Consider the following 11200-nt stretch of genomic DNA (forward strand, 5'->3'; position numbering starts at 1 on the left):
GTATGGAGTACCCGAAGTCCCGTTTCGGGAGAGTTGCGTGACATGATCACCACTTCGACCAGCGGAGTATCCCCCGCTTTTTGGTAACGGTTGAGTTCGAGAAGCGCTTTGACGAGCGGAAATCCCGTACCTGCTTTTAGAGGTTCGTTTTCCCGTTCCGACATATACTGACGATAGACTTCGATCGCCGTATCCGGGTCGTTGAGGTACTGTTCTTTAAAGACACGATCTTCTTCAGAGAGATCGAACAATGCCGTTGCTGTGACGCCGACGACGAGGGTATCTGAGAGATCGAGTGCCATAGAAAGTTCCTCTAACTGTTTGCAGAGATTGTATCCAATCTTTTGGTTAAAATGAATTTTAGAATAAATTTATTTTAAAATAGATATAGTAATTCATATTATTAAAAATAGTTAATCATTGGTTTTGATTGGCAAAAAAAGGGAAATAATGAATTGGTATGTTGGAAAAATAGTGGCAATATTTATGTTATTGCTATTACCTTTGTTTGGTGATGAAGCGTATGAACAGGAGATAAAAACGGCTTTTGAGGCAGCGGAAAAAGTGATCCAAAAAGGACCGCAACAAATCAAAGTATTTGACCAAGCTGAGCTTGATTTACCGGAAAAGTTCATTTTTATACCAAACCCTGAAGCCTCCAATATTATGCGTGCGATGGGGAATCCCGTATCCGAGGGGTTCGCAGGGATGATCATGCCTGAGGAAATGAAAACGTGGTGGTTTATCACGGTAAATTATGACAATGCAGGTTATATCAAAGATGATGATGCCAAGAACTGGAAGACTGATGAGATGCTTCAGCAGATGAAGGAAAATGCCGTACAAATTAATGAAGAACGTGTAAAAAGACATATGCCGGAAGTCGATGTGGCAGGATGGGTACAGACTCCGATGTATTATGGAGACAATCATGAGGTTATTTGGTCGGTAGCCACCAAAGCAAAAGGTGTACAAGACGATCAGGCCCAGGGGGTAAATTACAACACTCTCGTGTTAGGACGTCAAGGATATATAGGACTAAATATGATTACTTCTCTTTCGTCGATCGAATCGCTGAAGCCGACGAGTAAAATGTTGATCGATAAACTTCATTTTGTTGATGGCAAACGATACAGTGATGTCAATTTTGATACGGATAAAATTGCTGAATACGGTTTGGCAGCCTTGATTACGGGTGTTGCGGCAAAGAAACTGGGATTGATAGCGCTAGCCGCCGCATTTTTCGTGAAATTTGCCAAGGTAATTGCATTGACACTTTTCGGAGGGACTCTTTGGTATAAAAAATGGGCGTCTAAAAAGAAGCAAAATGAGACTGCTTCCACTATCGATACAACGGAAAAATTATAATCTATGAAGACATTATTGGCTCTTCTCGCCGCCGGAAAACTTGGAAAAGTTGCATTAACCGGAGGCAGCATGCTTATTTCGATTGTCGCGTATTCGTTTATATTCGGATGGTGGTATGCAATCGGATTCGTATTGCTGATTTTTGTCCATGAAATGGGACATTTTATTGCGGCAAGACAACGTGGACTGGATGTCGGTGCACCCACGTTTATCCCTTTTGTCGGGGCATGGATCGCACTAAAAGAACAACCGATAGATGTAGAGAACGAGGCCTATATCGGTTTTGCAGGTCCGTTTGTCGGTACACTTGGGGCATTGGTCGTCTATTATCTGTCGAGAACGTATGATAGTAATCTATTGCTTGCACTGGCGTATTCAGGATTTTTTATCAATCTGTTTAATCTGATTCCTATCTCTCCGCTTGACGGTGGTCGAATCAGTGCCGTTTTAACTCCGAGGATTTGGTTCTTAGGTGTACCGATGCTCTTAGGGTTCTTTTTCTATTTTCCCAGTCCGATGTTGCTAGTCGTAGCAATCTTGGCATTTCCACAATTAAAGCTTGCATGGAATTATGATCCGCAAGATGAAAACAACCAACGCTACTATGCGATTAGTGCTGAAAACAGACTGGCGTATAGTCTGTATTACATCGGTCTTGTTGTCTTCTTATCGGCAATGACCTATAACATTCATCAGGTACTGGGTAGAGGATACTAAAACATATACGATTTTTTAAGAGTCTGTAACCAAGTTTTTACTCAGAACCGCCATTTCCAGAAAATCGACCTCTCGTTTCCATAAATCCGATTCGGGAAACGCGATCATCTCACCTGTCCTGACATAGCCTCTGCGTTCATAATACTCGATCAGCTCACTGCGCCGTGTGATGACTTCCATGACGGCAGTATTGACTCCCCACTGATTCTGTGCTTCGGATTCCGCGTAGGAGAGCAGCGCTTTTCCGATCCCGCTCCCCTGAGAGGTCGGCTCAACGGCGAACAGTCCGAAATGGACGGTATCATTTTCACGATGGGCATGGAGTGTAGCGAGGATCGTTTCATCCGATCGAGCGATCAAAATCAGAGAATCAGGGTCATTCAGAAGTTGCGTCAGTCCCGCCTCATCGATCCGTTTCCCGCTGAGGAGGTCAGCTTCGGTCGTCCATCCCGCGCGGGAACTCTCACCGCGATAGGAGCGGTTTAGGAGGGAGGTTAGGGTAGGGATGTCGTTAGGTTTGGCGTGAGCGAATTTCATGGATTGGATTGTAGCATATCGGGGGTTTTAAGAAGTTAGGCTGCTCGTCGTTTATTTAATCAATCATTGCATGCCACTTGATTGAGATAGCCTTATCGTTGTTATCAAAAAAGTACGTTACTTCTGCTAGGCCATCACCATAATTCCATTCGCGGTGAGAGCTAGTCGTCATACTTTTTCCCAAAGTTTCTTCAATTTTTTTTCTCGTAGTCCCCACCACCAAACCATATTTCACTGGCCAATTCGGGTTAGTAATGACAACGTCATCAACCATGATTTTTTCTTCGAGACCAAAGCGGGCTATATAAACTGAAACTGTCATTCCATCGTACTGGTAATTATGTAACTCGTCATTTACCGAGGAATTGTCTTCATGCTTAATCAAGCGAATGCTTTCTTTTTTCACTTTCCCGACTCGATGGAAGAACCCGTTGACATCGTGAGTAGCAAAAATGCCATGAATTTTCTCACCGCCCCATCCTTCGGTCATGAATTCATACGCACGTTCCTTTAGGAATGCCTCTTTGGGCGTTAATTCATCAGAATAAAGTTGCGTAGAGAAGATGATTAAGCTGAAAAAAGCAATGACATATTTCATTAAACTGCTCCTATTATGTAGATATATTGTCTCGCTCACAAGCTCCAGCTTGGGAGTGTATATGTTAGTCTGCATTCCCAACGAGGACGTTGGGAACGAGGGAACGTTTAAACGCACCAATCTGAAAGCCGAGTTCGGAGTTCATATTGGCGTGCAGAAATTTGTTAGGTAGAACTTTCTTTTTCATTTTTTCTTTTCAACATCTCTGAGAATCTTTGATTTGCTACTATATTGAAACCGATAGTGTAAAAAATCAGCATCCATAATATCATTGGAATAGAGAATATTCCTGAGCTTGAGCCAGGACCTTTCAATATACCATATATTACTAAAGCATAAAATGACAATAGACCCAAGTGACCTATATAAATTAAAAAGACGCCAAGTAAAAATTTATTATTTGGTTGATCTATAGACTGAATATTTTTTCTTTTTTCGCGACGGATAATGAGATATAAGAAGATCAAGTAGCCTATCAAGGCTGCTGCCATAAAAAGTATTTGGTGAGTATTGAGAAAAGCATCAATATCTGCGATTATTAAACGGTTAATAATATTAACGAGAAAGGCGAACGTTATTGTTCCAAAAAACACATACAGAAGCGGTGACAAACCAAAGATCGCTATCCATTTTGCAAAGTTATAAGATACTTCTCTACCGTTCATGTTCTACCTTTATAAAATTTATATACCTAACGTTTAAAATGAGCAATCAAAAAGCCGCTTGCGGGTTTTTGATTGGTCTCCTTTGATTTGTTATACATTTTTATCTCAAGCATCTAATTCATTGGTGGTAAACTCTTATCACACCTTTGAGCATTAGAATGGGCTAGTACTTTTCCAGCTGAGGTAATAGTAAAACTAGTAGGAATGTTGTCCCACCACTCTTTTAGGACTTTTAAGTTAGGTCTTTTATCCCATTCCTCCATGAAGAGGTTAATGTTCTTTTGCTTTAAACTATTATCTTGACTGTAAAGATCATATATAGAATTTATTGCTTCTACTTGGCCTTCTGACAACATGACAGACACAACAACTACATTACCATCTTGTAAAACCTGTTGAGACAAAGCAATAGATTCAATTTGAGCTCTATTAGGCAGTGGAATTCTTAGAAAATCAGAATTAAAACTATGCTCGACTAACACCTCTTTAGGCAAATCATTACTATCAAGTATTTTTATTGCTTTAGTATAATTTTCAGAATCTTTCTTTATACCTACATCAATATATCCGTGTAATATCTCTGGATAATATAGCTGTACCTTTTTTAGATTGCCAAATGAATTTATGCGTACTGTGTTCAATACATCCAAATGGTCGAGCCAATCATACCCTGCGGGTAGTTCCCCATAGATAATTTTTCCATATAGATTATTTAAAACATCCAATCCTTCCTGAATATTTCCGCTACTCGGAAAAAAATTGCTTATTGAATGAGCCACAGTTAAGCCAAGTAAAGCATCGTCAGAAACTTTATCTACAATATCTACAGCAAGGCTAATACCTGCTCGTGCAATGCGGTTATTACCTTTTTTAAATCTGTGTACAAGCAATTCGGATAATAAGTCATAGTCAGCTGGTCTTTCAGTAGATGCAGCTGTTTTTTGTGCCTCAACCAACAATAATTGGAAGCTAGGATCTGCAAATGCTTCCAACGCACCATCAACCTTTTCCATTTTAGGCATTAGACTATTTTCGAACTCATTGACCCTAGCATTGGCAATCTCTAATGCTTCTTGAGAATATTCTTTCCTCAACTGCAGGTTCATTTCTTGAAAGACTTCTCTTGCGCGTTTCTCATCAATCCCGACATGTACGACCATTTGCTCTGTTTGAATATTGGTCGATCCATCTCCACCTTTTTGACTTTGCCTACTCATCATGTTTGCCACTACCAACTTTAAAGTCGCGACCCACTTGAATATTGGTCGATCCATCTCCACCTTTTTGAACTTGCTTTTTTCCTCTCGAAGAAATTAACCAGCCTATGATGGTGAGAGGTATTGCTATTGCAATTCCGCTAAATAGCCATTCTTTATTTTCTATTATCCAGTTCATATGAATGTCCTTTTTCGATGTTAAGTATAACTATTTATTGATACCCAAAATGTACCATTTTGCCTGAAATTCACTAGATAATGGAACATTCAAATGTCCTATTATCAAAAAAATCCAACCCAAATTTTAAAAATCGACATATTTTTATATATTATATGCTGTTTTTCTTAAAATCATATCTGTGAACATGTCGTGTTGATTTTAATTTAAAGAGAGATTATATCTGTATGATTGGGAGGAACTTACAATTGTAAGCGAATAAGGTTCAAACCCCCCGAAAATACGGTCTGCTAACCAACGGTGAAAACTCCCACGGAATTGCAGCGAGTATGAGTAAAAGGGCGATAGTAAACCAAATGGCGATGGTTTTAAATTTTTCTCTGTCAGACGTTTTTCGTTTTGCCAGTGCCGAGCCGACGGTGATGAGGAGAATCGCGATCAGCATGGTGAAGCTGTGTTCGATTCCGAAGAAACGAATTTCCCGAATATGGACAGCGTCAGTAAAATGGTGGATAAAAAATGTGGTGATAGGGCTGATGAGGTAGAGCCATACGCCGAGGATGAGCTGGATATGGGCTATCGTTGCGGTGTTGTGACGTACACGGTTTTCAAATACCGTAAACGGTTTCTCGTACAACCACCCTCGATAGGCGCGATAGAGGGCATAGACTAAACTGATGAGTACCAGCCATCGGAACCATGAGTGGAGAGTTAGCAGTATCAGTTCCACTGGTGCTCATTGTAAACTTTATTTAATGGCATAGGCATTTTTAGAGTATATTATTATTTTCGATTTTGAACGTATTAAAAATAATATCGGTTGAGAGCATCCGCGTCGCGTGATTGACCGCATCGAGAATATCGCCATCACTCCATCCCATCTCTCTCAAATTATCGAGATCATCCGCGTTGACTGAGTGCGCAATGCGGATGGCTTTGATCGCCAGCAATAGCATCGCTATTTCACGTTCAGGCAAGTTTGCGGATGCAGGATCTTTGCGCATTTGCGCTACCTGATCAAACGTCCATCCCGCCATATTGATCAACATTCCCGTATTGTAATCGATACAAAACTGACACTCTTCGCTACTTGAGACCATGATACGGATTGCGGCGAGCAGCGGCATCGAAAGGGTAGGGTGTTTCATATAATATTTGATGAAATCCATCTGCTGGCGGAGCAACTCGGGGCTGACACTGAAAAGCTGTGCGTTATTCCCGACGGTTCCGCGCATCGCTTCGATAACCTTGTAGATTTTGGCTAACTCTCCTGTCGCATCTTCGGGTGCTATGGTCTGAATGAGTGGCATGGGGAATCCTTTTTGGATGATGTTGACTGTTCGGTCAAGTGGCATTATAAAACGATTTGACCAAATAGTCAAGAGGGTGTGATACAATAACGTTTATATATCTTCCGCATTGATGCGGAAAGCTTTAGGTGACAGCAATAAAATGAAAGAAAACACACGACAAAGACTGATTGACGCAACGTACGAAGAGGTCTATTCACATGGCTATCAAGGGGCGGCTTTAGCCGATATCCTCGCCAATGCCGGGGTGCACAAAGGTTCGATGTACCATTTTTTCGCAAATAAAAAAGAGATGGCTCTTGCGGCAATAAATGAGAAGATTGCAGAGCGATTTGGAACACGTTATTTGGCAATAGCAAAAGGGGATCGAGATTATTTAGCGAATTTTTTTGAGGGTTTACGGGATCTTAACCAACGAGATTTTCGTCGTGGATGTCCTGTCGCAAACATCGTGCAAGAGATGTCCAATATCGATGAAGATTTTAATACGGCTATGAAGGAAATATACGCAAAGTTTCGTCAGAGTGTCAAAATAATCTTTGATAAAGCGGTAAGTGTCGGTGAATTGCGCTCTTGTGATACGGCAAAACTTGCACTTTTTACTACATCAACATTAGAAGGGGCGATCCTCTCGGCAAAAGCATCGGGCAACTCTCAAGACTATTTGGATTGCGTTGAATGTTTGATTAGTTACATTGAGAGTTACAAACATGGATAATACGAAAAATACGAACAAATACATACTTTTAATGATTATCGCGATGCTCTTTTGGGGGTTCGCGTGGACGGCGGGCAAGGTTGCAGCGGAGCATTCCAACGCGCAGGTCGCCGCTTTTTGGCGTTATGCGATCTCGTTTGTCACGATCCTTCCGGTGATCTGGTATCTCAAAACACCGCTGAAAACAGATCGGATCGGCTATATGTACATGGTTGCGGCGGGGGCTTTGACTTCGCTTTTTAACTACCTCTTTTTCGCAGGGCTTTCTCACGGTCAGGCGGGTTATGGCGGTACGATGGTGACCTCACTCGCTCCGATACTCACCTATATCCTCTCGATCTTATTTTTAGGGATTACCGTCTCGATGCGACAGTTAGGAGCTCTGTTCATCGGGATTCTGGGGGCATTGATTTTGTTGAAAGTGCCGTTTGAAGGATTCGGATTTTTAAATGTCGAGAGCTCTTATTTCCTCGGATGTGCCATTGTATGGGCATTGGTCACGGTGATCGCACAAAAAGCCGCTAAACGAGCGCATCTGATGTTTTATACGGTAGTTGTCTTTGGTATTACCGCATTGATCAACATGATGTTCGCACTGCCGCACCGTCCGTTCGATTTTGAAGCCTATGATGAGACGTTTTGGATCACGATTTTCCTGATAGGGCTGATCCCCGGAACGTTCAGTACAGCCCTTTATTTCGTCTCAGCGGGTAAAGTCGGAGCTCACCGGACGGGAGTGTATATGTTTATCGTCCCTGTAGGGGCTATCGTTTCGAGCTGGGTCGTGTACGGTGAAGCATTGGAGCTTTCGACGCTCATCGGGTGTCTGTTGGCATTTGCGGCAGTCATCTTGTTTAATATGAAGAAGACTGTACAGAATCGATAACCAAAGAGCGGTTGAATGTGTAGGTAAACAGTGAACCTTTTTGAAAGGTGGATTGGATATCCAAGGTGATGTCGCTTTTATCGATGATCGATTTGACGATGTTCATACCGATACCGAATCCCGTCTTATGTTCGTGTTCGCGGTAATAAGGATTGGTGATTTTTTCGGGATGTTTGATCCCTTGCCCGTAGTCTTGGACCGCAAGGGTGATTCCGCCATTTTCATTTTTCCGGATATAGACATCGATCTTGCCGTTTTTATGCGAAAATTTGATTGCGTTAGAGAGTGTATTGTCAACAATGCGTTGAAGTTTCGTCGGATTAAACCGGATGTGCGTTCGTGTTGCGGCATGCAGGGATAACGTAATATTATTGAGTTGACAGATCAGTTCAAAATACTCGACACGCTCTTTTACAAACGCTTCAAAATCGATCATCTCATCTTTATAGTCGATGCGGTTTTGTTTAATGAGATAATCCATGTCGTTATAGATGGTCGCGAGCGATTTGGTCGCGGATTTGATCCGGCTCAAATATTTATTGGATTCGTACATGCTGTTATAGAGATCCACATTGACGTTGATGATGCTCAGAGGCGTATTCATCTCATGCATAGACTCTTTGATGAATTCATCGAGTTTTTCATTGACACGTTTGAACGGCACGGAAAAGCTGTTCAAAAAATAAAACGATAACAGAAGAATTAAGACGAGAATACCGAATGCGATCACGCTTGCTTCGAGAAAAATATCGGTGTAGGATATGGTCGTTTCGCTAATGAGATAGTCGGCAAAAAAATACTTTTGGGGCGGAAGAGCGGTGATGAGGAAACGGCTCAGCCCTTCGCTGTGATACCCCGGCATAAATGAGGGGAGAGGCTCTTTAATCTGAGTGTAGATAGCCGAAAAAGTGTTGGAATAGAGACCGGATTGATAGGTATTGAATCTCGGAAACTCGAACGTACTGTCGGGATTATTGCCGAAAGCATCCATCGCATTGATGATATGCGATTGGATCGATTTGAGCTCGACTTCGGTACGCACTTCCTGCATATTGATTTTGTGTTTTACGTAAAAATACAAAGGAGCCAGCAATATGAAAGAGACGATACACGTATAGATCAAGCTATAACGGCGAACGAATTTTTTTTCATCGACAATCAAGACGATATCCTAATCCGTAGATATTTTTAATCAGATTTTTCGGAAGTTTTCTCCGCAGATTGTTGATCTGGACCCGAGCATTTGCCGCATCGACATTGTTTTCCCAGATTTTTTCATACAATATTTCCAGAGTGAGAATCCGGTTTCGGTTCATGAGAAAAAGATTTAAAATTTCACTTTCGGTTTTACTGAGTGAAACCGGTACGCCGCTGCAGGTCAGCTCATAGGTCGTAACGTTGTAGCGGTAATCATCGGGAAGAATGAGAAACTCTTCTTGGGTTTTAAAACAGTTGGATTTGAGTGCATGCCGTACTCGGAGCATGAGTTCCGTGAGGTCGAACGGCTTTTTGATGTAATCGCAGCATCCGTGCGCGTATCCCTGAATGAGAGCATCGGCACTGGACATAGACGTGACGAAAATCGTCGGGATGTTTTTGTTCTCGTCCGCCAATGCCTTGCGCAGCGAAAAACCGTTGAACTCACCGGGAATATTGACATCCAGCAGCAGCAGATCGTAATCAACGGAAAAAATGGCATCGTATGCCTCATCGCTGTTTTCAAAACTGTCGACGGTATAGTTTTGTGCACTCAAAAACTCTTCTATGCTGTCTTTTAAAATAACATCATCTTCGAGTAAAAGCAATCTCATTTTATGTGTCCTCTGGATTTTTGATTGGAGTTTGTATCGAGTAGAAGTGAGATGAGTTCATCTTTGCTGTAGTGCTCGAGATCGGTTCGCAATCTCTCTTCGAGTGCGGTTTTATCCTCAGGATGGACACACTTTTTCAAAGATAGGAGCTGCTCGGCCGTATAATTTTTCCATAGGTTTGCAGCGGGATCGTGATTGATAACCGAGAGGTATAAATCTTTTCTCGAATAGGTCAAAAAAGTATCCAACTCCTCTTCAAACGCATTGAAAAGTTTCATCTTTTTCTTGGAAAGAACCAGCACGAACGAGCCTATGTTCTGACCGTCGGCATTGAGAATCGCTCGTGAAAAATAAACATAATTATCCCCATCCAGAACCCCGTTCGTCAATAAGCCGTTTAAACCGGTACGCTTGAGATAGGAGATATGATGGATGTTTGCATCGTCATTTGCTACGATCATATTCTCTATGCGGGGATTGTTTTTGAGCAAAACGGCCTGATCTTTGTATTTATCATCCATCAAGACCAAAAGATCGATATCGTAGTTGGCAAAATAGTTTTTCATCGCATCGAGTTTTTGGATTACTTCGATAAAACCTATGAGGTGTTTGTCTTTTATTACCGGGATCGATGCGATCAGTACGAGACGTCTGGCGGCTTCAAAGGAGAGGTGAGGCTTGTGGGTTAAGACAATATCATCCAAATCAGGACGATATGCTTTAATACTCAGTCCGGTACTGCTGTTTTCCCAATTTCGTGCGAGGATAATAAAATCTTTGGTAACGATTTGGGCATGGACTTTGGAGCCGCTGAATACCTCCAGTGTGGAGGTGTATTGTTTGAGAATTTCGGTCGCTTTCTTCGTGTTATTGGTTTCGATAGCTGTTTGCAGCGTCTCGTTTTGAGCCAGTGCAAACGCAAACGCAAAACTTTCCGCTTTCTCCTGCTCGATTTGTTTGTCCAGCAGGTTCATGAGAACAATATCGATCCGGTTGACAAACTCCTCTTTCTTCTGCACGTAAAAATAGACAATCATCGTGAGCAATATCAACAGCAATAATGTTAAATACTTCTGATAGAGTCTCATGCTAACCTTTGTGCGTTATTATAATTTTTAAAAATAAAATAACAGACTGTTTTTCGGATTTGTTATCGGATTTTTATATAGGCATAGCCGCTGCGCTGTAAATCGAT

The 11200-nt window shown here is 41.8% G+C and carries 15 protein-coding genes; 4 read left to right on the forward strand and 11 right to left on the reverse strand.

The features are described from left to right. The coding region (locus PHP90_RS12345) for a 5'-nucleotidase (RefSeq protein WP_299930420.1) at positions 1-302 on the reverse strand (302 nt) is incomplete at its 3' end. A 148-nt stretch (positions 303-450) separates the two neighbouring features. On the opposite strand from PHP90_RS12345, the gene PHP90_RS12350 reads away from it, so the two are divergent. Together PHP90_RS12350 and PHP90_RS12355 are read left to right on the forward strand one after the other, a co-directional pair. Next, complete coding sequence (locus PHP90_RS12350) at positions 451-1368, forward strand: DUF2167 domain-containing protein (RefSeq protein ID WP_299930423.1); 918 nt, start codon at positions 451-453, stop codon at positions 1366-1368. Between the two features lie 3 nt (positions 1369-1371). Then, on the forward strand, positions 1372-2085 hold the full coding sequence (locus tag PHP90_RS12355; RefSeq protein ID WP_299930426.1) for a site-2 protease family protein: 714 nt from the start codon (positions 1372-1374) through the stop codon (positions 2083-2085). Positions 2086-2100: 15 nt separating this feature from the next. On the opposite strand, the gene PHP90_RS12360 is transcribed toward PHP90_RS12355, so the two are convergent. The 7 genes from PHP90_RS12360 to PHP90_RS12390 all read right to left on the reverse strand — a co-directional run bounded on the left by PHP90_RS12360 (position 2101) and on the right by PHP90_RS12390 (position 6590). Beyond that, positions 2101-2622 carry a GNAT family N-acetyltransferase gene (locus PHP90_RS12360; protein WP_299930429.1) on the reverse strand — a complete coding sequence of 174 codons (522 nt, stop codon included), beginning with the start codon at positions 2620-2622 and terminating at the stop codon, positions 2101-2103. 55 nt (positions 2623-2677) lie between these two features. Then, on the reverse strand, positions 2678-3220 hold the full coding sequence (locus tag PHP90_RS12365; RefSeq protein WP_299930432.1) for a hypothetical protein: 543 nt from the start codon (positions 3218-3220) through the stop codon (positions 2678-2680). 164 nt (positions 3221-3384) lie between these two features. Beyond that, positions 3385-3885: a hypothetical protein gene (locus tag PHP90_RS12370; RefSeq protein WP_299930435.1), complete on the reverse strand. Its 501-nt coding sequence runs from the start codon at positions 3883-3885 to the stop codon at positions 3385-3387. 113 nt (positions 3886-3998) lie between these two features. Beyond that, a complete protein-coding gene (locus PHP90_RS12375; protein WP_366141124.1) occupies positions 3999-5105 on the reverse strand; it encodes an LPO_1073/Vpar_1526 family protein in 1107 nt (368 codons plus the stop codon). Next, positions 5095-5280, reverse strand: coding sequence for a hypothetical protein (locus tag PHP90_RS12380; protein ID WP_299930441.1), 186 nt, complete (start codon positions 5278-5280; stop codon positions 5095-5097). The genes PHP90_RS12375 and PHP90_RS12380 overlap by 11 nt, the downstream gene beginning before the upstream one ends. A 265-nt stretch (positions 5281-5545) precedes the next feature. Then, positions 5546-6010 (reverse strand): hypothetical protein, encoded by a 465-nt coding sequence (locus PHP90_RS12385; RefSeq protein WP_299930443.1) that lies wholly within the window; start codon positions 6008-6010, stop codon positions 5546-5548. Positions 6011-6050: 40 nt separating this feature from the next. Next, on the reverse strand, positions 6051-6590 hold the full coding sequence (locus PHP90_RS12390) for a hypothetical protein (protein ID WP_299930446.1): 540 nt from the start codon (positions 6588-6590) through the stop codon (positions 6051-6053). A 142-nt stretch (positions 6591-6732) separates the two neighbouring features. On the opposite strand from PHP90_RS12390, the gene PHP90_RS12395 reads away from it, so the two are divergent. Together PHP90_RS12395 and PHP90_RS12400 are read left to right on the forward strand one after the other, a co-directional pair. Continuing rightward, positions 6733-7308 (forward strand): TetR family transcriptional regulator C-terminal domain-containing protein, encoded by a 576-nt coding sequence (locus PHP90_RS12395; protein WP_299930450.1) that lies wholly within the window; start codon positions 6733-6735, stop codon positions 7306-7308. Further along, entirely contained in the window at positions 7301-8194 is an 894-nt protein-coding gene (locus PHP90_RS12400; RefSeq protein ID WP_299930453.1) for a DMT family transporter, read from the forward strand. Before PHP90_RS12395 ends, PHP90_RS12400 begins: the two co-directional genes overlap by 8 nt. Here PHP90_RS12400 and PHP90_RS12405 read toward each other — a convergent pair. From PHP90_RS12405 to PHP90_RS12415, 3 genes are read right to left on the reverse strand one after another with little or no spacing between them, the layout of a single operon-like run. Then, on the reverse strand, positions 8163-9356 hold the full coding sequence (locus PHP90_RS12405; protein ID WP_299930456.1) for a HAMP domain-containing sensor histidine kinase: 1194 nt from the start codon (positions 9354-9356) through the stop codon (positions 8163-8165). The genes PHP90_RS12400 and PHP90_RS12405 overlap by 32 nt on opposite strands. Continuing rightward, positions 9343-10005, reverse strand: coding sequence for a response regulator transcription factor (locus PHP90_RS12410; protein WP_299930459.1), 663 nt, complete (start codon positions 10003-10005; stop codon positions 9343-9345). Before PHP90_RS12410 ends, PHP90_RS12405 begins: the two co-directional genes overlap by 14 nt. Then, positions 10002-11093: a cache domain-containing protein gene (locus tag PHP90_RS12415; RefSeq protein ID WP_299930462.1), complete on the reverse strand. Its 1092-nt coding sequence runs from the start codon at positions 11091-11093 to the stop codon at positions 10002-10004. Before PHP90_RS12415 ends, PHP90_RS12410 begins: the two co-directional genes overlap by 4 nt. Positions 11094-11200 lie beyond the last annotated feature (107 nt).

It is taken from the genome of Sulfuricurvum sp., from assembly GCF_028712165.1.
Taxonomy (GTDB): domain Bacteria; phylum Campylobacterota; class Campylobacteria; order Campylobacterales; family Sulfurimonadaceae; genus Sulfuricurvum.

Coding starts and splice junctions, on each gene's coding strand:
- PHP90_RS12350 (WP_299930423.1), top strand. CDS start 451: ATGAATTGGTATGTTGGAAAAATAGTGGCAATATTTATGTTATTGCTA.
- PHP90_RS12360 (WP_299930429.1), bottom strand. CDS start 2,622: ATGAAATTCGCTCACGCCAAACCTAACGACATCCCTACCCTAACCTCC.
- PHP90_RS12380 (WP_299930441.1), bottom strand. CDS start 5,280: ATGAACTGGATAATAGAAAATAAAGAATGGCTATTTAGCGGAATTGCA.
- PHP90_RS12410 (WP_299930459.1), bottom strand. CDS start 10,005: ATGAGATTGCTTTTACTCGAAGATGATGTTATTTTAAAAGACAGCATA.
- PHP90_RS12355 (WP_299930426.1), top strand. CDS start 1,372: ATGAAGACATTATTGGCTCTTCTCGCCGCCGGAAAACTTGGAAAAGTT.
- PHP90_RS12415 (WP_299930462.1), bottom strand. CDS start 11,093: ATGAGACTCTATCAGAAGTATTTAACATTATTGCTGTTGATATTGCTC.
- PHP90_RS12400 (WP_299930453.1), top strand. CDS start 7,301: ATGGATAATACGAAAAATACGAACAAATACATACTTTTAATGATTATC.
- PHP90_RS12375 (WP_366141124.1), bottom strand. CDS start 5,105: ATGATGAGTAGGCAAAGTCAAAAAGGTGGAGATGGATCGACCAATATT.
- PHP90_RS12395 (WP_299930450.1), top strand. CDS start 6,733: ATGAAAGAAAACACACGACAAAGACTGATTGACGCAACGTACGAAGAG.
- PHP90_RS12370 (WP_299930435.1), bottom strand. CDS start 3,885: ATGAACGGTAGAGAAGTATCTTATAACTTTGCAAAATGGATAGCGATC.
- PHP90_RS12390 (WP_299930446.1), bottom strand. CDS start 6,590: ATGCCACTCATTCAGACCATAGCACCCGAAGATGCGACAGGAGAGTTA.
- PHP90_RS12365 (WP_299930432.1), bottom strand. CDS start 3,220: ATGAAATATGTCATTGCTTTTTTCAGCTTAATCATCTTCTCTACGCAA.